Consider the following 26,016-nt stretch of genomic DNA (forward strand, 5'->3'; position numbering starts at 1 on the left):
CCCGACCGTCGCTGAAGGGTGCCCTTCAGGCTAGGCGGCATTGGCCACTCGGGTGAAGCCCTGATCAGGTGCCCGTACGATCACCGGAGGGTGATCATCCTCGGGTGTGCTGACCGACCATCTGCACGTTGCCGGTGCCCTCGATGATCTCGCCGGCCTGCCACGCCTCGACGCCACGGCCGGTCAGGGTGGCCAGCGCCCGGTCGGCGTCCTCGGCCGAGACGATCGCGAACATGCCGACGCCCATGTTGAAGGTCGACTCCATGTCGTGGTCGTCGATCCGACCCTTCGTCTGGATCAGGTCGAAGATCGGCTGCGGCTTCCAGGTGGACCGGTTGACCACCGCGTCGACGTGCTCGGGCAGCACCCGGACCAGGTTGCCGGGGATGCCGCCGCCGGTGATGTGGGACAGCGCCCGCACCTCGGCCTCGGCGATCAGCTTGAGGCAGTCCTTGGCGTAGATCTTGGTCGGCGTGAGCAGCTCCTCGCCGAGGGTCCGCTGCCGGCCGAAGTCGTCGATCACGATGTCCAGACGCATCCGGGCAGCGCCGAGCAGCACGTGCCGGACCAGCGAGTAACCATTCGAGTGCAGGCCGGAGGAGCGCATGGCGATCACCACGTCGCCCACCTCGACCCGCTCGGGGCTCAGGATGTCGGCTTCCTCGACCACGCCCACGCCGGTCGCGGAGATGTCGTACTCGTCCGGACGCAGGACGCCGGGGTGCTCGGCGGTCTCCCCGCCCAACAGCGCGCAGCCGGCGTAGCGGCAGCCGTCGGCGATGCCCGCGCCGATCTCGGCGACCTTGTCCGGCACGACCTCGCCGGTGGCGATGTAGTCGAGCAGGAACAGCGGCTCGGCGCCGCAGGCCACCAGGTCGTCGACGACCATCGCGACGAGGTCGATGCCGACCGTGTCGTGAATGTCCATCTGCTGGGCGATCACCAGCTTGGTGCCCACCCCGTCGGTGGAGGACGCCAGGATCGGGCTCTTGTACTTCTTCGTGTCCAGCCGGAACAGGCCGGCGAAGCCACCGAGGTCACCGAGCACCTCGGGACGGCGGGTCTGCCGCACCTTCGACTTGAGCAGCTCGACCGCGCGGTCACCCGCGTCGATGGAGACACCGGCGTCGGCGTACGAGACCGAGCGTTTGCGCGCCTGGCGGCCAGCACCGCCCGTCCACGGCTGGCGGTCGCCGCCGGCGCCGGTCGGGCTGCTTCCTGCGCCGCTGCGCTCGGACACGTGCGTCACGGTTCTCCCCTTTGGTTCTCGGTGCCGCCGGCGGTAGCCGGGCCGCGCCGGTTGGTGCTACGGGCGGTTTGCGGTAACGCCACCCGGAGTGGCGACGGACGAGCCGTTGGTGTGCGGGGCCTCCGACGCCGAGTTGGCGACGCGTCGACCCACCCCTTCGAGCACGTGCTTGCCAATCAGGTTGCCGGCTGGCAACTCGATCGGGTACTCCCCATCGAAACACGCCCGACACAACCTGGTCTTCGGCTGCTCGGTCGCGGCGATCAGGCCGGGAAGGGAAACGAAGCCCAGCGTGTCGGCGCCGATGGAGCGCCGGATGCCGTCGTTGTCCAACCCGTTGGCCAGCAGCTCCGCCCGGGTGGCGAAGTCGATGCCGTAGAAGCACGGCCAACTGACCGGCGGGGAGGAGATCCGGACGTGCACCTCCAGCGCCCCCGCCTCACGCAGCATCCGCACGATGGCGCGCTGGGTGTTGCCGCGCACGATCGAGTCGTCCACGACCACCAACCGCTTGCCGCGGACGTTCTCCCGCAGCGGGTTGAGCTTGAGCCGGATGCCGAGCTGACGCAGGGTCTGCGACGGCTGGATGAAGGTGCGACCCACGTACGGGTTCTTCATCAGGCCGGCGCCGTACGTGATGCCGGACGCCTCCGCGTACCCGATGGCGGCCGGAGTGCCCGACTCGGGCACCGGGATCACCAGGTCGGCCTCGACCGGGTGCTCCTTGGCCAACTGCCGGCCGATCTGCACCCGCGCCGAGTGGACGTTGCGCCCGGCGATCGTGGCGTCCGGGCGGGCGATGTAGACGTACTCGAAGAGGCAGCCCTTCGGCTCCGGCGCGGCGAACCGGGTGGAGCGCAGCCCGTTCTCGTCGATCGCGATCAGCTCGCCCGGCTCGACCTCGCGCACCACGCTCGCGCCGACGATGTCCAGGGCGGCCGTCTCGCTGGCGACGACCCAGCCGCGCTCCAGGCGGCCGAGCACCAACGGGCGGACGCCGTGCGGATCGCGGGCCGCGTAGAGGGTCGACTCGTCCATGAAGACGAAGCTGAACGCGCCGCGCAGCTGCGGCAGCACCTCCAGCGCGGCCGCCTCGACCGACAGATCCGGTCGGCTGGCGAGCAGCATCGTCACCAGGGAGGTGTCGTTCGTCGAGCCGTCGGCGATGAGGCCGCGCTCGGCGACCTCCTTCTCCAGCTCGGCGGTGTTGACCAGGTTGCCGTTGTGGGCCAGCGCGATGGTCGTGCCGGAGGTGGTCGACCGGATCGTCGGCTGGGCGTTCTCCCAGTTGGACGCGCCGGTGGTGGAGTATCGGGCGTGCCCGATCGCCAGGTGACCACGCAGGCTGGCCAGGGTGGGCTCGTCGAAGACCTGCGCCACCAGGCCGAGGTCCTTGTAGACCACCACGCCGGAGCCATCGCTCACCGCGATGCCCGCCGCCTCCTGGCCGCGGTGCTGTAGGGCGTAGAGGCCGAAGTAGGTCAGATTGGCAACCTCTTCGCCTGGGGCCCAGACGCCGAAGACGCCGCAGGCATCTTGGGGGCCAGGTCGTTGGGGGTCAAGGTCGTGGCTCAGCCGGCCGTCGCCTCGGGGCACCTACCGCTCCCTCATGCTGGTCTGGACCGGCCGGGCGGGGATCACTGGCGGATCCACTCTCCTCTGCCGGGACCACTGTCATCGCCTGACAGTGTACGCGAATCGACGTCAATACAGAAAGTCACGATTCCCCTGCTCAGCGTCACAGGGAGTGGGACATCGGGACGACTAGAGGGGCAGATACGCCGAGAGGTCCGCGCGGTTGCCACTCATCTGGACGCGACCGTCGGTGACGGCCGACGCCCAGTCGACCCTGCCGGTCGCCAGCTCCAGCCAGGTGTTCGGGGCCATCTCGACCACGTTTGGTGGATTTCCCCTGGTGTGTCGAGGCCCCGGTACGCACTGGATCGCCCCGTATGGTGGGACGCGCACCTCCACCGATCGGCCGGGGGCGCGCTCCGCGAGGACGGCCAACAACGACCGGACCGCCTCTCGGAACACCGGCCGTTCGGGTGTACGCCCCTCGTCGAGCGCCGACAACGCGGCCGTAACGGCAGCGGACTTACTGTGCGGAGAGGACACGACGGGACGATACGACCCCCAGGCCAAACACGCGACGCTGGCCCTGGGTCGCGCTCGAGCAGTCGGACAAGGCATAGTTGCCGACGGCGTATTCGTACCGTGATGATCCCCGGCCCGGCGCCCCGCCGGTCAGAGGGAAGTCAGCCCGGAAGGCGGTGGACGTGTCAACACACCGACGTGCCTGGAAGCAGCGGGCCGGTGTGGTCGTAGCGCTGGTTGCCGGCGCTCTGCTCGCCGTCCCCGCCACACCAGCCATGGCCGCTCCCAACGTTACAGATGTCTCGGCCTCGCCGAGCAGCGTCGAGGCCGGCAAGACCACGAAGATCAGCTACCGACTCGCCTTCGAAGACGGCGGAGGGCCTGCTGACATCAGTTTCAGCTCGAGCAACTCGAAGTTGACCTGTGTTGACGGGTGTTCCCGCGGCCGGGTGACATCCAGCGGCAGCTTCGACGCCACGTTCAAGGCTGCGGACGATGCAGCCAACGGCAGCGCCACGATCACCGTCAAGGCGACGGACTCGACCGGGGTCGTGAAGCAGAGCGAAGAGGCGTCGACGACTGTCACGTTGGTCGCCAAGGCAGCGCCGCCGCCGCAGAACCAGACCGTGCGGTCGGTCTCCGGCAAGGTGGTCGCGCAGGCCGACGGCAAGGCCGTGCCGAACGCGTTCGTGGTTCTCCAGGACACCGCCGGTCACCGCTACGACGCCACCAGCAATGGCAGCGGCGACTTCCGGTTCACCGGCACCACCCAGAACCCGATCGCTCCCGGGCGGATCGACCTGGGCGCGTCGTTCGACAACATCAAGGCCTTCAAGTCCCTGAACGCCAATGCCGGGCAGGCCATCACCGGTCAGCGACTCAGCCTCGCGATCAAGGTCGAGGTGACGCCCAGCGCCACCCCGTCCGCCACACCCGAGGCCACCCCCACCGACGAGGCGACCGAGGAGGGCACCGAGGAGGAGCCCACCGAGGAGGCCAGCCAGGGTGCTCCGGCGAACGCCGCGAACAACGAGGACGGCGGCGGCCTGAGCTCGTACCTGATCATCCTGCTCGGTGGTCTCCTGGTCGCCGCCGGTGTCGGCACGATCGTGCTGCTCTGGATGAAGCGCAGGGAGAACGGCGACGACGACGCTCCGGCAGCTGCCGGTGGCGGCGGTGTGGTGCCGCCCTCACGGGGCGGGTTCCGCGGTCCCGACGACCAGACCCGGGTGGTCGGCGGTCGTCCCGGCGGTGGAGCGGACCCGACCATGGTCGGCGGCGCGGCGCTGAGCGAGGCGCCGACGATGATGCACCGACCGGTGGTCGACGACGTTCCGCCGGACCCGTACGGCGCGCCTGCCCAGGCGTACGGCGGCGCGGGTCAGCAGGGCTGGGGCGGCGCCGGCTACGGCGAGGATCCAGCGTCCGCCGGGTACGGTGCCGGCGGCTACGGCAACGCCCCCGCTTCCGGTGGCGGCTACGGCGCTCCGGCCGGCCCGGAGGGCGGGTACGGCGCCGGTGCGGCCGGTGACGGTTACGGTGCCGCGCCCGGCGCCGGTTACGGCAATGCTCCGGCCTCAGGCGCCGGCTACGGGAACGCTCCGGCCTCCGGTGGCGGCTACGGCGGTCGCGACTACGACGCCCCGGGCGGCACGACCGCCTATCCGGCGGCTCCCGCTGGCGGAGCGGCGTACGGCGAGCGGTTCGACGAGCCGACCGGCCGGTACACCGGCGACACCCAGTACCCGGCCCCAGCCGACCCGTACGCCACCGGCGTCTACCAGCCGGAGCAGGGGCAGGGGTACGGCCAGCCCGAGGCCGCCCCGTACGGCGGTCGCGCCGCAGAGCCGACCGCCGGATACGGCGCTCCGGAGGCTGGCGGGTACGACCAGGGCGGCTACGGTCAACCGGCCGGCGGATACGACCAGGGCGGCAACTACGGCCAGGAGCCTCCGCAGCAACGCGGCGGCTACGACGACCGAGGTTACGACCAGGGCGGCTACGGCCAGCCCGCCGGCGGATACGACCAGGGCGGCAACTACGGCCAGGAGCCTCCGCAGCAACGCGGCGGCTACGACGACCGAGGCTACGACCAGGGCGGCTACGGCCAGCCCGCCGCCGGGCGGAACCGACCGGACACCCCGCCGCCGCCGCCGACCGAGCGCGGCGGTCGCCGCCTCGACTGGCTGGACGACTGACCCCACCACAGCACATGAAAACGGCCACCCGGAGATCCGGGTGGCCGTTTTCGCTGCAAGACCCACTCGCGATCAGTGAAGTCGGGCCATCCCGAAGACCTGGACACCGCGACTTCCGGAAAGCCGAGTTGATCACAGGGCGCGGTGCAGGCGCGGTCAGGCGCGGTCAGGCGGCGGAGAAGACGCCCTGGTGCAGCACCGGCACGACGTCCGACACGCCGATCCGGACGGCGACGTCCACGTCCGCGGCGAAGCCGTTCTCGGTCAACTCCCGTCCGGAGACGCTGCCGCGCACCGCGGCGGGCAGATCGGGGGTGCTCGCCAGCGCGGCGAGCGCCATGGCGGCCTCCACCGAGAGCCCACCGGGCACGCCGGAGAGTGCGTCCAGCACCGAGGCGGCACCGAGTTGGTCCTCCACCGACGGGCGCAGAGACCCGTCCGGCCACCGCTCCCCCGAGGCGATCACGCCGATCGGGGCGTCCAGCGTGCCGTACCCCTGGCGGCGCAGCCAATGCCCGACGGCGCGCGCGTTGCGCAGGCACGCCGCGACCACCGGCAGACCGGTGGCGCTGGCGGCGGCGCTGATGGCCGAGCCGTTCGGGGAGGGCAGCACGAGGTCCGCCACCACTGGTGCGCTGCTCAGCGCGGCGGGCGAGAGCGACCACGGATGTTCCGCGGTCGTCTGCCGCCGCCCGACCGCAGCTGTCGCACCGACCCGGACGGCGTACTCGGCGGCCTGCTCACCCCAGGGGAACGGGTGCACCCGCATGCCCCGGGCGACCGCCACCTCCACGGCGGTGGTGAACGAGAGAACGTCCACCACCACCAGCGCCGCGCAGACCCGGCCGAGCTCGGCCGCCCCGGTCAGCCCCCAGTCGAACCGGGCACCCGATCCGGGTTGGCCGTAGACGGCGGCCGTCAACGCCTCAGCGCTCGTCAGGCGACGACTCGGTGACACCGGGGTCAGACTCGGACGCCCCGCCGGGCTGCTCTGACCCGATCGGATCGACCGCGCCGGTCTCCGGAGAAGGACCCGAGGTAGCGATCGGCTCGGAGACCACCTCGGCCGCGTCGAGCGGCTCAGCCGGCGCGACCGGCAGCGGCACGGCCTCGACCGCACCCGCCACACCGGCGGCCGGGGCCGGCACCTCGACGGTCGTCGAGCCCCCGAAGAGGCGCGGCAACGTCTCGGTGTGCGCGGTGCGCAGCTCGTCCAGGCCGATCCGGAACTGGCCGTGCACCTCGAGAGCACCACCGGACGGATCGGTGACGCCGATCAGCTCGAACGGCACGCCCCGCTCGGCGCAGAGCGCCGCGAACGCCTTGTCGTGGCCGCGCGGCACCGAGACCAGGGCCCGCGTGGCGGACTCGCTGAACAGGTAGACGAACGGCATCGAGCCCTCGGCGAACTGCTCCGGCACCGCGACCCGGGCACCGACGCCGCGACGCAGGCAGGACTCGACCAGGCTCTGGGCGAGGCCACCGTCGGAGAGGTCGTGCGCCGAGGCCAGGTGACCGACGCGGGCCGCCTCGGCCAGCAACTCGGCGAGCGCCTTCTCGCGGAGAAGGTCGACCTGCGGCGGAATACCGCCGAGGTGCTCGTGCGTCACCCAGGCCCACTCCGAGCCGGACAGCTCCACGTTCGTCTCGCCGAGCAGGTAGAGCTGGTCGTGGTCGCCACCGGCGCGCGGCACGAAGCCCATCGGCACCCGGTCGGCGACGTTGTCCAGCACGCCCAGCACGCCGACCACCGGGGTCGGGTGGATGGCCGCCGCGCCGGTCTGGTTGTAGAAGCTGACGTTGCCACCGGTCACCGGGATGCCCAGCTCCAGGCAGCCGTCCGCCAGGCCGCGCACGGCCTCGGCGAACTGCCACATCACGCCCGGGTCCTCCGGCGAGCCGAAGTTGAGGCAGTCGGTCACGGCGATCGGCTTCGCGCCGGTCACCGCCACGTTCCGGTACGCCTCGGCCAGGGCCAGCTTGGTGCCGTTGTACGGGTCCAGTCGGGCGTACCGGCCGTTGCCGTCGACCGACAGCGCCACACCGAGGCCGGTCCGCTCGTCGATGCGGATAACGCCGCCGTCCTCCGGCTGGGCGAGCACCGTGTTGCCCAGCACGTAGCGGTCGTACTGCTCGGTGACCCAGCTCTTGTCGGCCAGGTTGGGCGACGCGATCATGCGCAGCACGGTCTCCCGCAGCGCCTCCGGGTCGGCCGGGCGGGGCAGCGTCTCGGCCCGGTCGGCCTGGAGCAGGATCAGGTCGGCCGGCTCGCGCATCGGCCGGGCGTAGACCGGGCCGTCGTCGACAAGCGAACCCGGCGGCACGTCGACGACCAGGTGGTCCTGCCAGGTGATCAGCAGTCGGCCTGGGCTGCCGTCCGGCTCCGGTGCGGTGACCTCACCGATCGCGGTGGCGAGGACGCCCCACTTCTCGCAGGTCTTGAGCACCGCGTCGAGCTTGTCCGGCGCGACGACCAGCAGCATCCGCTCCTGCGACTCGCTGGCCAGGATCTCGTGCGGGTCCATCGAGGGCTCGCGCAGCGGCACCCGCTCCAGCCAGACCCGCATGCCGGTGCCGGCAGCGGCGGCGGTCTCGGTGAGCGCGCAGGTCAGGCCGGCGCCGCCGAGGTCCTGGATGCCGACGACCAGCTCGGCGTCGTACAGCTCGAGGCACGCCTCGATCAGCAGCTTCTCGGTGAACGGGTCGCCGACCTGCACGGCGGGGCGGCGCGCTTCGCTGCCCTCGTCGAAGGTGGCGCTGGCCAGCACCGAGACGCCGCCGATGCCGTCGCGGCCGGTCTTGGCGCCCATCAGGACGACAACGTTGCCCGGGCCGGCGGCGGCCTTGTTCTGCAGTCGACTGACCGGCAACACGCCCAGGCAGAGCGCGTTGAGTAGCGGGTTGCCCTGGTAGGAGGGGTCGAAGACCAACTCGCCACCGATGTTGGGCAGGCCCAGGCAGTTGCCGTAGCCGCCCACGCCGGCGACCACGCCGGTGAGCACCCTGGCGGTGTCCGGGTGGTCAGCGGCACCGAAGCGCAGCGGGTCCATCACCGCGACCGGGCGGGCGCCCATGGCGAGGATGTCCCGGACGATGCCACCGACGCCGGTCGCCGCGCCCTGGTACGGCTCGACGAAGCTCGGGTGGTTGTGCGACTCGACCTTGAAGGTGACCGCCAGCTCGTCGGAGATCTGCACGACACCGGCGTTCTCACCGATGCCGGCGAGCATCCGGTCGCTGTGCGGGGCCTTCTCGCCGAACTGGCGCAGGTGCACCTTGCTCGACTTGTAGGAGCAGTGCTCGCTCCACATGATCGAATACATCGCCAGCTCGGACTGCGTTGGCCGGCGGCCGAGGATCTGCCGGATCCGGTCGTACTCGTCGTCACGCAGGCCCAGCTCGGTGTACGGCTGAAGCTCGCCCGGGGTGCCACCGGCGCGCGGCACGGTGTCCACGCCCTCGGTCCAGACGGCGACGGCCGGCTGGGCGGGAGCGGTCGCCGGTGCGACCGGCTGCGCCGCGCTCGGCTCGGTCGGCTGCGCCGGGGCGGAGTACGCCTCCGGTGTGTCCCGTACCGGGTCCGGATGGGTGGTCATGACCTCTCCTCGCTGCGCTCGTGCCCGCCAGGCCGGCGGTTGAGCTGACCGATGATCGTGCCGCCGGTCATGCCGGCGCCCCCACCAGGTGCTTGAGGACCGACGTGAAGAAGCCGAGGCCGTCCAGCGACGGGCCGGTGAGCGCCTCCACCGCGTGCTCGGGGTGCGGCATGATGCCGACCACGTTGCCGGCGGCGTTGGTGATCGCGGCGATGTCGCGCAGGGACCCGTTGGGGTTGCCGCCGACGTAGCGGGCGACCACCCGACCTTCGGCTTCGAGCTGGTCCAGCGTCGCGGTGTCCGCGACGTAGCAGCCCTCGCCGTTCTTGACCGGGATGAGCACCTCCTGGCCGGGCTGGAACGCGTTGGTCCACGCCGTCCCGGCCGACTCGACGCGCAGGACCTGGTCCCGGTTGCGGAAGTGCAGGTGCTGGTTGCGGGTGAGCGCGCCGGGCAGCAGGTGCGCCTCGCAGAGGATCTGGAAGCCGTTGCAGATGCCGAGCACCGGTAGACCACCGCGGGCGGCGTCCACGATCGTCTCCATCACCGGGGCGAACCGGGCGATGGCACCGCACCGCAGGTAGTCACCGTAGGAGAAACCGCCGGGCAGGACGACAGCGTCGACGCCGTGCAGCTCCGGGTCGCCGTGCCAGAGCCGGACCGGCTCAGCGCCGGCGATCCGGACGGCCCGGGCCGCGTCCCCGTCGTCGAGCGAGCCGGGGAAGGTGACCACACCGACCCGGGCGGTCACGAGCGGGCGTCCGCAGTCTCGTCGGCCTCGACCAGGCGGACGGTGAAGTCCTCGATGACCGGGTTGGCGAGCAGTTTGTCGGCAATCTCCCGAGCGCGGTCCAGGTCCGGTTCACCGGTGAACTCGATCTCGATCCGCCTGCCGATCCGAACCGAGGCGACGTCACCGACGCCGAGCCGGGGCAGCGCGTTTGCGACGGCCTGGCCCTGCGGATCAAGGATCTCGGGCTTGAGCATGACGTCGACGACGACGCGAGGCACTGGGCACTCCTGACTGTGTACGCAGTTGGGTGCCGACCCACAATGGGCGAGCGCAGCCAGCGTACCTGGCAGATATCGCCGCGGACGCACCGGCCGGGTGCAGTTCAGGCAGTGATCGACATTACTGACGCTCAGTCTGACCTGTCAGGCGCGACAGGTGGCCCTAGCAGGACATATACGGCGCAGCGGGTGGCCGAATCGTTACATTGGGCAACCTCGATCACCTCCTTGATAACGATCGCGTCGCGCCCTACTCTACATCGACGTAAGTCGATTTTGCCGGCTCCGGGAACCCCCGCCGCCCGGCACCATCCGCACCCGGCGACCCCGGGCCCGCCCCGTCCAAGGAGTCCACCCGATGCGCATCCGCCCCCTGCTCGCCGTACTCAGCACCGCGCTGGTCGGCGCCCTCGGCGTCACGTCCGCCGCGTCCGCCGCCCCCGCCGGCCCGCAACCCATCATCGGCGGCGGCACCGTCTCATCCGCACCCTGGGCCGCCGCGGTGCTCAGCAACGGCTCGTTCACCTGCTCCGGCAGCGTCATCGCCGCGCAGTGGGTGCTCACCGCCCGGCACTGCATCAGCGGCACCATGTCGGTGCGCGTCGGAAGCGTGAACCGCACCTCCGGTGGGGTCACCCGCACGGTCAGCGCCACCTACACCCGCAACGACCTCGCGCTCATGCGACTCTCCAGCACCGTCAGCACCTCCGCGGTGAGCCTGGCCAGCAGCAACCCGCCGATCAACTCGACGAACTCGATCTACGGCTGGGGCATGACCTGCTACAGCGGCTGCTCGGCCTCCACCGTGCTGAAGACCGCCACCGTCCGGGTGACGAGCAACAGCGCCACCGACGCGTACGGCGGCCAGGCGATCCGCACCACCCGGATCAACGGCAACGCCTGGCGCGGTGACTCCGGCGGCCCGCAGTTCTACAACGGTCAGCAGGTCGGCGTCGCCTCCACCGCCGACGGGTCGAGCATCCAGAACTACGGCAGCGTTGCGTACAACCGGGCCTGGATCACCTCGGTGGCCGGTGTCTGACGGTTAGCGCCCCGCTCGGCGCGGATGGTCGGCCGAGTGCCGGCCGTCCGCGCCGCGTCGTTTTGCAGCATCCGATCAGGTGAACAATGCACCCGATCGGGTCGGGCCACTCCTGACAGCATCGGAAACGTGCTGGTCGTGACGACAGAGCAACTGCCCGGCTACGAGATCCGCCAGATTCTCGGTGAGGTGGTGTCATCGATGGCCAGGACGCGCAACCCGTACCGCGAGGGTGTGAAGAACCTGCGCGGTGGCGCGTACGACCCGATGGCCCCGGACAACCTGACCCGGTGGCGCACCGACTCGGTGGCCCGCCTCGGCGAGGAGGCCCTGCGGCTCGGCGCGAACGCAGTGATCGGCATGCGGTTCGACAGCCGCGACTGTGGCGAGATGTGGATGGAGATCTGCGCGTACGGGACGGCAGTGGTCGCCGTACAGAAGATGCCCGAGGTCATGCCGGCCGACCAGCCGGCGGTCGCCGCCGGGACCGCGGAGGTCGCGGGCATCACGGAGTCTCCCGGCGGCATCGCCGAACCGGCCAGCGCCCCCAACCTGAGAACCGCCGCCGAAACCCCAACCGGCGAGTAACGCCCGGCCCCACCGGCCCCCTCCCCCTGTTGATCAAGAGGTTTCGGTCATCAGGGAGATCGAAAATGACGCAAACCTCTTGATCACCCGGGAGGGAAGGGGGTGGGGTGGGGTGAGGTGGGGTGGGTTAGAGGATGGGGGGTGGGCTGTAGGTGGCGGCTTCCGGGTGGGCGGTCACCACGGTGGTGATGCGGCTCGTCACTGCTGCCACCTGGGCTTGGGCGGCGCCCACGAAAGCGTTGCGGTCGGCGACCAGGGTGTCGATGTCGGCGCGGGACAGGCCGAGTCGGCCGTCCGCCGCCAGGCGGTCGAAGAGGTCGTTCTCCGGTGAGCCCTTCTCGCGCATCGCCAGGGCCACCGCCACCGCGTGCTCCTTGATCACCTCGTGGGCGACCTCCCGGCCGACGCCCCGCCGGACCGCCGCGACCAGGATCTTCGTGGTGGCCAGGAACGGCAGGAAGCGCTCCAGCTCCCGGTTGATCACCGCCGGGTACGAGCCGAACTCGTCGAGCACCGTGAGGAACGTCTGGAACAGCCCGTCGGCGGCGAAGAACGCGTCCGGCAGTGCCACCCGGCGGACCACCGAGCAGGACACGTCCCCCTCGTTCCACTGGTCACCGGCCAGCTCGCCGACCATCGACAGGTAACCCCGGATGATCACCGCGAAGCCGTTCACCCGCTCCGAGGAACGGGTGTTCATCTTGTGCGGCATCGCGCTGGAGCCGACCTGACCCGGCTTGAAGCCCTCGGTCGCCAACTCCTGACCGACCATCAACCGGATCGTGGTGGCCAGCGACGACGGCGCGGCGGCCGTCTGGGCCAGCGCGGCCAGCACGTCGAAGTCCAGCGAGCGCGGGTAGACCTGCCCGACGCTGTCCAGCACCCGGGAGAAGCCCAGGTGCTCGGCGACCCGTCGCTCCAGCTCGGCCACCTTGTCGGCGTCGCCGTCGAAGAGGTCGAGCTGGTCGGCGGCCGTGCCGACCGGTCCCTTGATCCCCCGCAGCGGGTAGCGGGCGATCAGCTCCTCCAGCCGCTCGTACGCGATCAGCAGCTCCTCCGCCGCCGACGCGAAGCGCTTGCCCAGCGTGGTGGCCTGCGCCGCCACGTTGTGCGAACGGCCGGTCATGACCAGCTCGGAGTGCTCGTGAGCCAGCCAGGCCAACCGGGCCAGGGTGGCCACCACCCGGTCGCGGATCAGCTCCAGTGAGGCACGCACCTGGAGCTGCTCGACGTTCTCGGTGAGGTCCCGGGAGGTCATCCCCTTGTGCACGTGCTCGTGCCCGGCGAGCGCGCTGAACTCCTCGATCCGGGCCTTCACGTCGTGCCGGGTGACCCGCTCCCGCTCGGCGATCGAGGCGAGGTCGACCTGGTCGAGCACCCGCTCGTACGCCTCGACCACGCCGTCCGGCACCGGCACGCCCAGGTCGCGCTGAGCGCGGAGAACGGCGAGCCAGAGCCGCCGCTCCATCCGTACCTTCTCCTCCGGTGACCAGAGGGCGACCAGTTCGGGCGAGGCGTACCGGTTGGCCAGCACGTTGGGGATCGTCGTCACGTGCCTCATTCTCTCCTACCCGGCGGCCCGTCCGGCCAGCAGGCCAGGGCGGGTGCCGGTGGGGCCGGTTGGCCGTTTTGTCACCCGGGGCGGTGCGTTACCCGCCGGTATCGGATCATGGCTCCATCTGATCTCCGGCGAAGCCGAATCCACCCTTCACGACAGAGGGCATGCATGCGTAGAAGATCCCTCGCCGGCCTCACCGCGATCGCGGTGACCGGCGGCACCCTGCTGGCCGCCGGCGCACCCGCCCAGGCAGACGACCCTGTAATTCTGTACGTCAAGCAGGCCGACGCGAACTGCTCCGACCAGGGGCCCGGCTCCGACGACACGCCGTTCTGCACGATCGGTGCGGCAGCCGCCGTGGTGACCGCCCCCGGGGCGGTTCTTATCGAAGGCGGCACCTACGCCGAGCGCGTCACCCTCACCAGCTCTGGCGTACCGGAAGCGCAGATCGCCTTCATGGCCTGGAACGCCCGCACACCGGTGACGCTTGTCGGCCCGAACGCGGGCCTGGTCATCGACGGCCAGCACGACATCTACATCCAGGAAATCAATGTCAGCGGGTCAGCCGATGTGCCCGCCCTCGATCTGCGTAACGCCTCGAACATCATGATCGCCGGCGGCAAATTCACGATGGCGAACGTCGCGACCGCGCCCGCCGTCCGACTCGCCAATGTGACGGGGGCGATGCTGGAACAGGCCACCGTCAGCGGGACGGCGCTTGCCGGCGGAGTGACAATGGATGCCTCCACCAGCGGGGTGCTCATCGACGACACGCTGGTGTCGACCGACCCGAAACACGTCGCCGCCGATGACGGCGTGGGCATTCGAATCGACGGGCCACAAAACACGATCAGCGACGGCGACGTCGCCGGCTTCTCCGGAGCTGCCATCTCGGTGGGCCCTGCCGCCTCCGGGGCGGTGATCGCCAACAACCGGATCGGCGGCGGGATCGGATACGGCATCCACAACCGCGGAGCCGTGGGCACGGCCATCGCCAACAACGACATCCAGGACCGTTGCCTGGGCGGCGTCCGGGTCGACGGGGCGTCGTCCCAGGTCTCGGTACAGAACAACCTGCTCCGCAACAACAGCGCCTTCAACCAGGGCTACTGCGATCCGCAGGCCCCCGAGGGTGCCGAGATCGGCGTCTACGACGCGGCGCCGAGCGGCACGGTGATCGATTACAACAACACCTGGCACCAAACCGCGTCCGCGACCGGCTACTCGTGGAACGGAACCAGGATGGGTCTCACCCAGTTCCGCACCGTCTCCGGGCAGGCCGCACACGACCGGTACACGTCCGATGTCCGGGACAACGTCGACTCGGCGAACTCGACGGCACCCGGCTACCAGGAGCTTGACACCAGCGGAAAGCCACGCCGGGACGATCCGGCCGTGGCGAACACCGGCGCAGGCCCGATCGCGTACGCCGACCGTGGCACTACGGAGTCCATCAAATACCCGGTGTCGTCCTTCGACGCCACGGTGGACCTCGCCACGAGCACTGTCAGGGTGGACGCCTCGGCCTCGACGCCGGGCTTCGTCCCGATCGACAGTTACGAGTTCCGTTGGGGCGACGGCACCTCCTACACGAGCCAGTCCGGTCCGATCGCCACGCACAAATACGCCAAGCCGGGCACCTATGACGTGACGGTTGTCCCCAGGGGCAGCGACGGCCTGGTCGGCACCAGCACCGAGCAGGTCAGCGTGCTGCGGCGGACCGCTTCCGTGGGCCTGCTCGCGATGTCCAACCGTCGCTACGTGGGCACCTCCGCGCCGGTTCTCCTGCCCAACCAGGTCGGGTTGACCGCCGCCGCGCAGTACGACCTGGCGGACGCCGGCAACGGCCAGGTGGCCCTCGTCGCGCGGGCCAACGGCCGCTACGTCACGCAGTCGGCCAACGAGTCTCTGAACGCCGCCGGCCAGGTGGTCGGCACCACCGAGAAGTTCACTGTCGTCCGCAACAGTGACGGCACCGTCAGCCTCAAGGCGAGCAACAACCTGTACGTCACCGCCGACGCCAGCGGCGCCGTCTCGATGAGCGCCAGCCGGTCCACCATCGGCGTCTCGGAGAAGTTCGCCCAGGTTCCGGTCGCCGACGCGAACAGGTCGCTGAAGGCCAGCGTGAACGGCCGTTTCGTGATTGCCGACGGTGCCGGTGTGAAGCCGCTGATCGCGAGCGCGGCGACCGCCGGTAGCTGGGAGCGGTTCGACTTCGCCGACCTCGGTAACGGTCAGATCGCCCTCTTCGCCCGCGCCAACAGCCGTTTCGTGTCCGCCGACGGCGCAGGCGCCAAGCCGCTGATCGCGAACGGCCCGGCCGTCAGCACCTGGGAACGGTTCACAGTGGTCCGCAACAGCGACGGCACTGTCAGCTTCAAGGCCGGCATCAACAACAAGTACGTCAGCGCCGACGGCGCTGGCAGCAAGCCGCTGATCGCCAACGGCCCGGCCGTCAGCACCTGGGAGAAGTTCACCCTCGGCTGAGCCGAATCACCACCTCGACGCCCGCCAGACCGTCCGGTCTGGCGGGCGTCGTCGCGTACGAGCCAGCGCAGCTTGTCGGACGGTGACGGAGGCGATCGGGCGACCTTGCCGGCAACGGGCCACCCGATGAAGAGATCACGAACTTCTTGGTGCACATCGCTCAGATCGGTACATCAACGACGATCGCGGCCGGGGCAACACGCCCCGATGCTGCATGATCATCTTGATCTGATCCCTGCGTACTCCGGATCCCCTCCTTGAGGACACTCATGCGCGCACCGCTTCTCGCTGGTCTCGCCACCGTCATCCTGACGGGCGGAACCCTTGGCATCACCGCCCCGAACCAGGCCGATGACCTGAAGATCCTGTACGTCCGGCAGGCGGCGACCAACTGTTCCGACCAGAACGCCGGCACCCTCGCCCAGCCTCTCTGTTCGATCGGGGCCGCGGCAGCGATCGTCACCGGCGGGCAGACCGTCGACGTCGGTACCGGCAGCTACCGCGAACGCGTCACCGTGAAGACCTCCGGCACCCCGGAGCAGCCGGTCGTATTCGTCGGCACCTCGGCGAGTCTGATCGGGGAGAATTCTGGTTTCGTCATCGACGGCCAGCACGACATCGTGCTCCAGAACATCCAGGTCAACGCGTTGGGCGACCTGCCTGCCGTCGACGCCCACGACGTCTCGGGCATCACGATCCGCGGCGGCCGCTACTCGTTGAACAGCTCCTCAGGAACACCCGTGGTCCGATTCGCGGCGGTGACCAGGTCAAGTCTGTCGCAGACGAGCATCGTCACGGGGAACGCCGCCACCTCTGGGGTGAGAATGGACGCCGCGAGCAGCGGCGTGGACATCTCAGGCACGACCGTGTCAGGCAACGTCAACCGTTCCCTTGACGTACCCAGCGTGGGGATCCGGATCGATGGGCCCGGCAACACGGTCATCGGAAGCAGCATCGGCGGTTTCACCGCAACGGCTGTCGTCCTGGGGACCGGCGCGGCAGGCACTGTGGTGGCCAACAACGTGGTCACCGCCGGAGCCGGCCACGGCATCCACAACAACGGGGCCACCGGCACCGCGATCACCAGCAACAGCATCAAGCAGCGCTGCCTCGACGGCATCCGGGTCGACGGCGCCTCGTCCGGAGTCTCCATTCAGAACAACGTGCTCGATTCCAACGGCGTCGCCGGACGGGTCGGGTGTGACCCGAAGGCTCTCGATGGTGTCGAGATCGGGATCTACGGTGACGCTGTCAGCCGGACGGTGATCGACTACAACAACGTCCACCACCATCGCACCGACTCCTATGCCTGGGGCACCCCGACCAGCCTCGCCGGGTTCCGGGCGGCATCCGGGCAGGCCGCGAACGATCGGGAGACGGAACAACCGCGGGACAACTACGATTCGGCGAACTCGGCAGCACCCGGGTTCCAGAAACTGGACCGGGCCGGCACCCCGCGCGTGGACGACCCTGCGGTGCCGAACAGCGGCGCCGGCCCGGTCACCTTCGCCGACCGGGGCGCGGTGGAAACGATCCGGCCTCCGGTGGCCTCCTTCGACGTCACGCTCAGCCTCGCGCCGCAGAAGGTGACGGTGGACGCATCCGCCTCCACCCCGGGCTTGCATCCGATCAGGTCCTACGAGTTCACGTTCGGCGATGGCAGCGTCGTCACCCAGTCGAGCCCGGTGGCGGCGCACACCTACGCCGACCCGGGCAACTACAGCGTGTGGATCAAGGTCACCGGGACCGATGGGCAGTCGGCGACCAGCTCTCAACCAATCAGCGTGCTTTACCCGACCTCGACAGTGGGTCTGCTCACCATGTCCAACCGTCGCTACATCGACGCGGGCAACGCCACCACCGGCCTTCGGGCGAACCAGCTCCGGTTGGGCGCCACCGCGCAGTTCGATGTCGTGACGGCCGGCAACCACCAGGTTGCGCTCTTCTCCCGCAGCACCGGCCGATACCTGGCCATCGGAACCGCCGACCCGACGGCGATGACCGCGACGAGTCAGTCGGTGGACGCCCGGGAGACATTCACCGTCGCGAAGAACACGGATGGCAGCATCAGTCTCAAGGCGAGCACAGGTCAGTACGTCACCGCCGATCCGAGCGGCACCGTCCCGCTGACCGCGAGCCGGCCCACGATCAGCACTTGGGAGAAGTTCCTCCAGGTGTCGACCACTGACACGAACAAGTCGTTGAAGGCCCGGGTGAACGGGCGCTACGTCAGCGCCGACGGTGCCGGCACGAAGCCGCTGATCGCGAGCGCGGCGACCGCCAGCACCTGGGAGCGGTTCGACCTCGTGGACCTCGGCTCCGGGACGGTCGCCCTGCTCGCGCACGTCAACAACCGCTTCGTTTCCGCCGATGGCGTCGGCACCAAACCGATGATCGCCGCCGCCCCGGCGGTCGGCAGTTGGGAAATGTTCTACCTCACGCGCAGCGCCGCCGGCACCGTGAGCTTCCAGGCTGCCATCAACGGCCGTTACGCCAGCGCCGACGGCGCCGGTTCGAAGCCACTGATCACGAACGGCCCGGCCATCAGCACCTGGGAGACGTTCACCCTCGGCTGAGCCCTATCGCACCATCGACGCCCGCCGGGGCCCTCGGGTCCGGCGGGCGTCGTCGTGCGAGGACGCAGTCAGCGCAGCTCGTAGACCGTGACGCTGCCGGAGACGAGGCGAACCTGCCGGCCGCTTCGATCCACTGCGGCGAGGACGGTCACGAGGCGGGTGGCCGTTTTGTCACCCGGGTCAGCGCCTCGCTTGTTGATCATGCAGGATCGCCTTATCTGACTCCCGGCGTCGCCGGATCCTCCTCATCTTCGAGGCCAGCATGCGTAAATCCTTCTTTGCCGCTTTCGCGACAGTCGTACTGACCGGCGGCGCCCTGGTGGGCACCGCGCTGCCCGCCCAGGCGGACGCTCCGACGACGCTCTACGTCCGGCAGAATCCCCCGGCCAACTGCTCCGACCAGTACCCGGGCACCTTGGCGCAACCGTTCTGCACCATCGGTGCCGCGGCCGCGGTGGTCACGCCCGGCCAGTCGGTGGACGTCGGCGGCGGCAACTACCGGGAGCGCGTCACGATCCGCACGTCCGGCACGCCTGAGCAGCCGGTCACCTTCTTCGCTAGCTCTGGGGCGACCCTGATCGGCGCGACGGCCGGCTTCGTGATCGACGGCCAGCACGATGTCGTACTCCGGAATTTCCGCAGCATCGGGTCGACCAGCGTGCCTGGCCTCGACCTGCGCAACTCCTCGCGGATCACCGTTCAGGTCGGCACCTTCGCAATGGACACCTCCTCGACCGCGCCAGCGGTGCGGTTGGCTGGCGTCATCGGGTCGACACTGAGGCAGATCAGCACCGGCGGGGTGGCCCCGAGCGGCGGGATCACCATCGACGCCGCGAGCAGCGACGTGCTCGTCCAATCCGTGAACGTGTCGAGCAACATCGCGCACGAGCCACCCACCGGCAGCATCGGCGTTCGGGTCGACGGGCCGAGGGTCAGCATCCTCGACAGCACGTTCAGCGGCTTCAGCGGTGCGGCAGTCGCCATCGGGGTGGGCGCGGTCGGCACGGTGGTGGCCAACAACCGGGTCGACGGTGGTCGTGGTCACGGGGTGCACAACAACGGTGGCACCGGCACGGCGATCACCAACAACACCATCAAGGACCGCTGCCGCGACGGGATCCGGGTCGACGGAGCCTCGTCCGGCGTTTCAGCGCAGAACAACGTGCTGATCACGAACGGCTTCTTCCGCCAGGGCTACTGCGACGCGGCGTTCCTCGACGGTGTCGAGATCGGCGTTTACGGCGGTGCGGTCGGGAAGACGGTGGTCGACTACAACAACGCCCACCACTACTACAACGACTCCCCGCAGATCTACGCCTGGAACACCCCGATGGGTCTCGCCGCGTTCCGGGCCGCCTCCGGCCAGGCCGCCCACGACCGCGAGACGGGACAGACCCGGGACAACATCGACTCGGCGAACTCGGCGGCCCCCGGTTACCCGACGCTCGACCGCGCCGGCTCGCCGCGCATCGACGACCCGACCGTGCCGAACACCGGCGCCGGCTCGGTCACCTACGCCGACCGTGGAACCGTGGAGACCATCCGAAGCCCCGTGGTGTTGTTCGACGTCGCCCTGAACATCCAGGCGCGCTCAGTCACCGTGGACGCGTCCGCCTCCACCCCCGGCCTCAATCCGATCGCGTCCTACGAGTTCTCGTTCGGTGACGGCAGCCTGGTCACCCAGACGAGCCCGATCGCCTCGCACACCTACGCGAACCCCGGCACCTACTTCGTCAACATCACGGTCAAAGGCACCGACGGTCGGTCGACGACCCGCAATACTCAGATCAGCATGCTGAGGCCGACCGGGACCGTTGGTCTACGCGCCCTGTCCAACCGGCGTTACGTCAGTTACGAGACCGGCTTCGGGCTTCGGCCCAACCAGGCCGAACCGAGCACGATCGCGCAGTTCGACCTGGCGGACGCCGGCAACGGCAAGGTCGCCCTCTTCTCCCGGGCGGTCGGACGATACGTCGCCATCTCCCAGTTCGACCTCTCCATATTGACGGCGGACAGCATCCTCGTGGACGTACGCGAGTCGTTCACGCTGGTGCGCAACGGCGATAGCACCATCAGCCTCCAGGCCCCCATCACCAACAAGTACGTGACCGCCGACGTCGACAGCGCCGTTCCGATGAGCGCCAGCGTGTCCACCATCGGCACCTGGGAGAAGTTCCTCCAGGTCGTCGTACCGGACGCGAACCGGTCCCTGAAGGCGAAGGTCAACAGCCGCTTCGTCAGCGCCGACGGCGCGGGGACCAAGCCGTTGATCGCGAGCGCGGCAACCGCCAGCAGTTGGGAGCGGTTCGACGTGGTGGATGTCGGCAACGGGCAGGTCGGCCTCCTCGCCCGCGTCAACAACCGCTTCGTGTCCGCCGACGGCGCAGGCGCCAAGCCGCTGATCGCCGGCGCATCGGCGGCCAGCACCTGGGAACGGTTCACAATGGTCCGCAGCAGCGACGGCACTGTCAGCTTCAAGGCCGCCGTCAACAACAAGTACGTCAGCGCCGACGGCGCGGGCAGCAAGCCACTGATTGCCAACGGCTCGGTCATCAGCACCTGGGAGAGGTTCACCCTCGGCTGAGCCCTACCGCACTGTCGACGCCCGCCGGGGCCCTCGGGTCCGGCGGGCGTCGCCTTGCACACACCGGCGGAGCGGCCGTTTTGTCACTGCGGTCAGCGCCTCAACCGACCGGTAATGCATGATCACCTTTATCTGACTCCCGGCGACCGCCGGATCCTCCTCATCCCCGAGGCAAAGCATGGGTAAATCCCTCCTTTCCGGTCTCGCGACCGTCGTGCTGACCGGTGGTGCCCTGGTGGGCACCACTCTGCCGGCCCAGGCGGACGCTCCGACGACGCTCTACGTCCGACAGAATCCCGTCGGCGGCTGCTCCGACCAGTACCCGGGCACCTTGGAGCAGCCGTTCTGCACCATCGGAGCCGCAGCGGCAATCGTCACCGGCGGGCAGACCGTCGACATCGGCGGCGGCAACTACCAGGAGCGCGTCACGATCGGCACGTCCGGCACGCCGGAGCAGCCGGTGACCTTCCTCACCACTTCCAGTTCCGCGGCGACCCTGGTCGGCGCGACGGCCGGCTTCGTGATTGACGGCCAGCACGATGTGGTGCTCCAGAACCTCCGCGTCGTCGGATCGGGCGACGTGCCGGCCCTGGATGCGCACAACTCCTCGGGCCTCACCATCCGGGGCGGCACCTACGGCCTGAACATGTCTGCGACGTCACCGGTGATCCGGTTCGCCGGCGTGACCAGCTCGAGCCTGTCGAAGATCACCGTCAGGGGGTTGACCGCCAGCACCGGCATCACCATGGACGCCGCCAGCAGTGACGTCGCCATCCAGGACACGAGCGTGCAGGGCTATGCCAACTACATCCTTGCCGACAACACGGTCGGCGTCCGGATCGACGGGCCGCGCAACTCGTACATCGGTGGCAGCATCGCCGGCTTCACCAACGCGGCGATCGCGCTCGGGCCCGCCGCGGCCGGCACCGTGGTGGCCAACAACGTGATTTCCGGGGGCGCCGGCCACGGCGTGCACAACAACGGGGCCACAGGCACGGCCATCGCCAACAACACCATCAATAACCGCTGCCAGGACGGCATCCGCGTCGACGGAGCCTCGTCCGGCGTCTCCGTACAGAACAACGTGCTCGCTCTGAACGGTCACTTCGATCTGGCTTACTGCGACAACAAGGCGCTGGACGGGGTCGAGATCGGCGTCTACGGCGGTGCCGTCGGAAAGACCGTGGTCGACTACAACAACGCGCACCACTACAACAGCAACTCACCGGAGATCTACGCCTGGAACACCCGGATGTCGCTCGCCGCGTTCCGGGCCGCCTCCGGCCAGGCCGCACACGACCGCGAGACGGGGCAGGCCCGGGACAACATCGACTCGGCGAACTCGGCCGCCCCCGGTTACCCGACCCTCGCCCGCGGCGGCTCGCCGCGCATCGACGATCCGGGCGTGCCGAACACCGGCGCCGGCCCGGTCACGTACGCCGACCGTGGCACCGTGGAAGCCGTCCGGAGCCCGGAGGTGCGGTTCGACGTCGCCATGAACATCCAGGCACGCTCGGTGACTGTGGACGCGTCCGCCTCCCTCCCCGGCCTCAACCCGATCGCGTCCTACCAGTTCACGTTCGGCGACGGCAGCACCGTCACCCAGACGAACCCGATTGCCTCGCACACCTACGCGAACCCGGGCGCTTACCAGATCGGCGTCACGGTCACTGGCACCGACGGTCGGTCGGGGACTTACAGCAGGCGGATCAGCATGCTGCGGCCGACCGGGACCGTCGGTTTGCGCGCCCTGTCCAACCGCCGCTACGTGAGTTACGAGACCGGCTTCGGGCTTCGGCCCAACCAGGCCGAACCGAGCACGATCGCGCAGTTCGACCTGGCCGACGCCGGCAACGGCAAGGTCGCCCTCTTCTCCCGGGCGGTCGGACGATACGTCGCCGTCTCCCAGTTCGACCTCGCCACGTTGACCGCGGACAGCGTGCTCGTGGACGTACACGAGACGTTCACGCTGGTGCGCAACGGCGACGGCACCATCAGCCTCCAGGCCCCCATCACCAACAAGTACGTGACCGCCGACGTCGACAGCGCCGTTCCGATGAGCGCCAGCGTGTCCACCATCGGCACCTGGGAGAAGTTCCTCCAGGTCGTCGTACCGGACGCGAACCGGTCCCTGAAGGCGAAGGTCAACAGCCGCTTCGTCAGCGCCGACGGCGCGGGAACCAAGCCGCTGATCGCGAGCGCGGCAACCGCCAGCAGTTGGGAGCGGTTCGACGTGGTGGATGTCGGCAACGGGCAGGTCGGCCTCCTCGCCCGCGTCAACAACCGCTTCGTGTCCGCCGACGGCGCAGGCGCCAAGCCACTGATCGCCGGCGCATCGGCGGCCAGCACCTGGGAACGGTTCACAATGGTCCGCAGCAGCGACGGCACTGTCAGCTTCAAGGCCGCCGTCAACAACAAGTACGTCAGCGCCGACGGCGCGGGCAGCAAGCCACTGATTGCCAACGGCTCGGTCATCAGCACCTGGGAGAGGTTCACCCTCGGCTGAGCCCTACCGCACTGTCGACGCCCGCCGGGGCCCTCGGGTCCGGCGGGCGTCGCCTTGCACACACCGGCGGAGCGGCCGTTTTGTCACTGCGGTCAGCGCCTCAACCGACCGGTAATGCATGATCACCTTTATCTGACTCCCGGCGACCGCCGGATCCTCCTCATCCCCGAGGCAAAGCATGGGTAAATCCCTCCTTTCCGGTCTCGCGACCGTCGTGCTGACCGGTGGTGCCCTGGTGGGCACCACTCTGCCGGCCCAGGCGGACGCTCCGACGACGCTCTACGTCCGACAGAATCCCGTCGGCGGCTGCTCGGATCAGTTCCCAGGCACGTTGGCGCAGCCGTTCTGCACCATCGGCGCGGCGGCCGCGGTGGTCACGGCCGGCCAGACGGTGGACGTCGGCGGCGGCAACTACCGGGAGCGCGTCACGATTCCCACGTCCGGCACGCCCGAGCAGCCGGTCACCTTCTTGGCCAGTGACGTGGCAACTCTGATCGGCGCGACCGCCGGCTTCGTGATCGACGGCCAGCACGATGTCGTACTCAAGAATCTGCGTACCAGCGGGTCGACCGACGTGCCTGGCCTCGAGCTGCGCGACTCCTCCCGCATCACCGTTCAGGGCGGCAACTTCGCCATGGCGGATTCCCCCACCGCGCCTGCGATACGACTGACCGGGGTCACCGGGTCGACGCTGAGGCAGACCAATGCCAGCGGGATGGGCCTGGCCGCCGGGGTCACCATCGACGCCGCGAGCAGCGACGTGCTCCTCAAGTCCATGAACGCGTTGACCGCTGGCGGAAACCGGACCACCAAGAACAGCGTCGGCGTCCAGGTCGACGGGCCGAGGGTGCGCATCCTCGACAGCAAGTACAGCGGTTTCACCGGAGCGGCAGTCGCCATCGGGGTGGGCGCGGTCGACACCGTGGTGGCCAACAACCAGATCGACGGTGGCCCCGGCCACGGGGTGCACAACAGCGGTGGCACCGGCACCGCGATCACCAACAACACCATCAAGGACCGTTGCCGCGACGGGATCCGGGTCGACGGGGCTTCGTCCGGCGTCTCCGTGCAGAACAATGTGCTGATCACGAACGGCTTCTTCGACCAGAGTTACTGCGACCCGGCGTTCCTCGACGGTGTCGAGATCGGCGTCTACGGCGGAGCTGTCGGGAAGACGGTGGTCGACTACAACAACGTCCACCACTACAACAACGACTCACCGCAGATCTACGCCTGGAACACCCCGATGGGTCTCGCCGCGTTCCGGGCCGCCTCCGGCCAGGCCGCGCACGACCGCGAGACGGGACAGGCCCGGGACAACATCGACTCGGCGAACTCGGCCGCCCCCGGTTACCCGACCCTCGACCGCGCCGGCTGGCCGCGCGTCGACGACCCGGCCGTGGCGAACACCGGCGCCGGCTCGGTCACCTTCGCCGACCGTGGTGCCGTGGAGGCCGTCCGCGCCCCGGTGGTGTCGTTCGACGTCGCCCTGAATCTCCAGGCGCGCTCGGTGAGCGTGGACGCTTCCGCCTCCACCCCCGGGCTTAATCCGATCGCGTCCTACGAGTTCTCGTTCGGCGACGGCAGTGTCGTCACCCAGACGAGTCCGATCGCCTCGCACACCTACGCGAAGCCGGACCGCTATCTCGTCAACGTCACCGTCACCGGCACCGACGGTCGGTCGACGGCTTACGGCAATCAGATCAGCATGCTGCGGCCGACCGGGACCGTTGGTCTGCGCGCCCTGTCCAACCGGCGTTACGTGAGTTACGAGACCGGCTTCGGGCTTCGGCCCAACCAGGCCGAACCGAGCACCATCGCGCAGTTCGACCTGGCCGACGCCGGCAACGGCAAGGTCGCCCTCTTCTCCCGGGCGGCCGGGCGCTACGTCGGCATCTCCCAGTTCGACAACGTCACGTTGACAGCGACGAGCAAGCTCGTGGACATCCGCGAATCGTTCACGCTGGTGCGCAACAGCGACGGCACCATCAGCCTCCAGACCCCCATCACCAACCAGTACGTGACCGCCGAATTCAGCGGCGCCGTTCCGATGAGCGCCGACCGGCCCTCCATCGGCACCTGGGAGAAGTTCCTCCAGGTCGTCGTACCGGACGCGAACCGATCCCTGAAGGCCCAGGTCAACGGTCGCTTCGTCAGCGCCGACGGCGCGGGGACCAAGCCGTTGATCGCCTCGGCTGCCACGGCCAGCCTCTGGGAGCGGTTCGACGTGGTGGATGTCGGCAACGGGCAGGTCGCCCTCCTCGCCCGCGTCAACAACCACTTCGTGTCCGCCGACGGCGCAGGATCCAAGCCGCTGATCCCCAACGGCCCGACGGCCAGCAGCTGGGAGCGGTTCACCATGGTCCGCAACAGCGACGGCACCGTCAGCTTCAAGGCCGCCGTCAACAACAAGTACGTCAGCGCCGACGGCGCAGGCAGCAAGCCGCTGATCGCCAACGGCCCGACCATCAGCACCTGGGAGAAGTTCACCCTCGGCTGAGCTCCACCGCACGATCGACGCCCG

At 69.5% G+C, this 26,016-nt stretch carries 17 protein-coding genes; 8 read left to right on the plus strand and 9 right to left on the minus strand.

The genetic code is table 11. The features are described from left to right. Nucleotides 1–94: 94 nt before the first annotated feature. The 3 genes from purM to OG598_RS26085 all read right to left on the minus strand — a co-directional run bounded on the left by purM (nt 95) and on the right by OG598_RS26085 (nt 3,367). A complete protein-coding gene (purM, locus tag OG598_RS26075) occupies nt 95–1,249 on the minus strand; it encodes a phosphoribosylformylglycinamidine cyclo-ligase (protein WP_196920530.1) in 1,155 nt (384 codons plus the stop codon). 57 nt (nt 1,250–1,306) lie between these two features. Further along, nucleotides 1,307–2,845 carry an amidophosphoribosyltransferase gene (purF, locus tag OG598_RS26080; protein WP_210784153.1) on the minus strand — a complete coding sequence of 513 codons (1,539 nt, stop codon included), beginning with the start codon at nt 2,843–2,845 and terminating at the stop codon, nt 1,307–1,309. A gap of 168 nt (nt 2,846–3,013) precedes the next feature. Next, on the minus strand, nt 3,014–3,367 hold the full coding sequence (locus OG598_RS26085; RefSeq protein ID WP_328651488.1) for a sterol carrier family protein: 354 nt from the start codon (nt 3,365–3,367) through the stop codon (nt 3,014–3,016). A 161-nt stretch (nt 3,368–3,528) separates the two neighbouring features. Between OG598_RS26085 and OG598_RS26090 the strand changes: the two genes are divergently transcribed. After that, nucleotides 3,529–5,544, plus strand: coding sequence for a carboxypeptidase-like regulatory domain-containing protein (locus tag OG598_RS26090; RefSeq protein ID WP_328651489.1), 2,016 nt, complete (start codon nt 3,529–3,531; stop codon nt 5,542–5,544). 166 nt (nt 5,545–5,710) lie between these two features. On the opposite strand, the gene OG598_RS26095 is transcribed toward OG598_RS26090, so the two are convergent. From OG598_RS26095 to purS, 4 genes are all read right to left on the minus strand, one after another. Then, nucleotides 5,711–6,466 (minus strand): 2-phosphosulfolactate phosphatase, encoded by a 756-nt coding sequence (locus OG598_RS26095; protein WP_091396049.1) that lies wholly within the window; start codon nt 6,464–6,466, stop codon nt 5,711–5,713. Between the two features lie 4 nt (nt 6,467–6,470). Next, nucleotides 6,471–9,140 carry a phosphoribosylformylglycinamidine synthase subunit PurL gene (purL, locus tag OG598_RS26100; protein ID WP_328651490.1) on the minus strand — a complete coding sequence of 890 codons (2,670 nt, stop codon included), beginning with the start codon at nt 9,138–9,140 and terminating at the stop codon, nt 6,471–6,473. A 67-nt stretch (nt 9,141–9,207) separates the two neighbouring features. Next, the gene (gene purQ, locus OG598_RS26105; protein ID WP_328651491.1) at nt 9,208–9,891 is read right to left on the minus strand and encodes a phosphoribosylformylglycinamidine synthase subunit PurQ; all 684 of its coding nucleotides are present in this window, start codon (nt 9,889–9,891) and stop codon (nt 9,208–9,210) included. Then, nucleotides 9,888–10,151: a phosphoribosylformylglycinamidine synthase subunit PurS gene (gene purS / locus OG598_RS26110; protein ID WP_030491392.1), complete on the minus strand. Its 264-nt coding sequence runs from the start codon at nt 10,149–10,151 to the stop codon at nt 9,888–9,890. Before purS ends, purQ begins: the two co-directional genes overlap by 4 nt. A gap of 358 nt (nt 10,152–10,509) precedes the next feature. Between purS and OG598_RS26115 the strand changes: the two genes are divergently transcribed. Together OG598_RS26115 and OG598_RS26120 are read left to right on the plus strand one after the other, a co-directional pair. Further along, on the plus strand, nt 10,510–11,193 hold the full coding sequence (locus tag OG598_RS26115) for a S1 family peptidase (protein WP_328651492.1): 684 nt from the start codon (nt 10,510–10,512) through the stop codon (nt 11,191–11,193). A gap of 24 nt (nt 11,194–11,217) precedes the next feature. After that, nucleotides 11,218–11,781: a YbjQ family protein gene (locus OG598_RS26120; protein WP_328651493.1), complete on the plus strand. Its 564-nt coding sequence runs from the start codon at nt 11,218–11,220 to the stop codon at nt 11,779–11,781. 127 nt (nt 11,782–11,908) lie between these two features. Here OG598_RS26120 and purB read toward each other — a convergent pair whose 3' ends face one another. Then, nucleotides 11,909–13,333: an adenylosuccinate lyase gene (gene purB, locus OG598_RS26125; protein ID WP_328651494.1), complete on the minus strand. Its 1,425-nt coding sequence runs from the start codon at nt 13,331–13,333 to the stop codon at nt 11,909–11,911. 174 nt (nt 13,334–13,507) lie between these two features. Between purB and OG598_RS26130 the strand changes: the two genes are divergently transcribed. Further along, a complete protein-coding gene (locus tag OG598_RS26130) occupies nt 13,508–15,826 on the plus strand; it encodes a PKD domain-containing protein (RefSeq protein WP_328651495.1) in 2,319 nt (772 codons plus the stop codon). Between the two features lie 269 nt (nt 15,827–16,095). Continuing rightward, nucleotides 16,096–18,402: a PKD domain-containing protein gene (locus OG598_RS26135; RefSeq protein WP_328651496.1), complete on the plus strand. Its 2,307-nt coding sequence runs from the start codon at nt 16,096–16,098 to the stop codon at nt 18,400–18,402. Nucleotides 18,403–18,470: 68 nt separating this feature from the next. Here OG598_RS26135 and OG598_RS26140 read toward each other — a convergent pair whose 3' ends face one another. Further along, on the minus strand, nt 18,471–18,605 hold the full coding sequence (locus OG598_RS26140; protein ID WP_328651497.1) for a hypothetical protein: 135 nt from the start codon (nt 18,603–18,605) through the stop codon (nt 18,471–18,473). Between the two features lie 59 nt (nt 18,606–18,664). Here OG598_RS26140 and OG598_RS26145 point away from each other — a divergent pair, with 59 nt between their 5' ends. The 3 genes from OG598_RS26145 (at nt 18,665) to OG598_RS26155 (ending at nt 25,992) form a co-directional block, all read left to right on the plus strand. Next, nucleotides 18,665–20,986: a PKD domain-containing protein gene (locus tag OG598_RS26145; RefSeq protein ID WP_328651498.1), complete on the plus strand. Its 2,322-nt coding sequence runs from the start codon at nt 18,665–18,667 to the stop codon at nt 20,984–20,986. 178 nt (nt 20,987–21,164) lie between these two features. Continuing rightward, on the plus strand, nt 21,165–23,492 hold the full coding sequence (locus tag OG598_RS26150; protein WP_328651499.1) for a PKD domain-containing protein: 2,328 nt from the start codon (nt 21,165–21,167) through the stop codon (nt 23,490–23,492). Between the two features lie 178 nt (nt 23,493–23,670). Next, nucleotides 23,671–25,992, plus strand: coding sequence for a PKD domain-containing protein (locus OG598_RS26155; protein ID WP_328651500.1), 2,322 nt, complete (start codon nt 23,671–23,673; stop codon nt 25,990–25,992). The last annotated feature ends 24 nt before the right edge of the window (nt 25,993–26,016 follow it).

Origin of the sequence: Micromonospora sp. NBC_00330, assembly GCF_036136635.1 — a bacterium.
Classification (GTDB): Bacteria; Actinomycetota; Actinomycetes; order Mycobacteriales; family Micromonosporaceae; genus Micromonospora; species Micromonospora salmantinae.

Bases quoted from the DNA above. Each gene is read 5' to 3' on its own strand.
- OG598_RS26135 (WP_328651496.1), top strand. From the start codon at position 16,096: ATGCGCGCACCGCTTCTCGCTGGTCTCGCCACCGTCATCCTGACGGGC.
- purL (WP_328651490.1), bottom strand. From the start codon at position 9,140: ATGACCACCCATCCGGACCCGGTACGGGACACACCGGAGGCGTACTCC.
- OG598_RS26155 (WP_328651500.1), top strand. From the start codon at position 23,671: ATGGGTAAATCCCTCCTTTCCGGTCTCGCGACCGTCGTGCTGACCGGT.
- OG598_RS26145 (WP_328651498.1), top strand. From the start codon at position 18,665: ATGCGTAAATCCTTCTTTGCCGCTTTCGCGACAGTCGTACTGACCGGC.
- OG598_RS26120 (WP_328651493.1), top strand. From the start codon at position 11,218: ATGGTCGGCCGAGTGCCGGCCGTCCGCGCCGCGTCGTTTTGCAGCATC.
- OG598_RS26115 (WP_328651492.1), top strand. From the start codon at position 10,510: ATGCGCATCCGCCCCCTGCTCGCCGTACTCAGCACCGCGCTGGTCGGC.
- OG598_RS26150 (WP_328651499.1), top strand. From the start codon at position 21,165: ATGGGTAAATCCCTCCTTTCCGGTCTCGCGACCGTCGTGCTGACCGGT.
- OG598_RS26130 (WP_328651495.1), top strand. From the start codon at position 13,508: ATGCGTAGAAGATCCCTCGCCGGCCTCACCGCGATCGCGGTGACCGGC.
- OG598_RS26140 (WP_328651497.1), bottom strand. From the start codon at position 18,605: ATGATCAACAAGCGAGGCGCTGACCCGGGTGACAAAACGGCCACCCGC.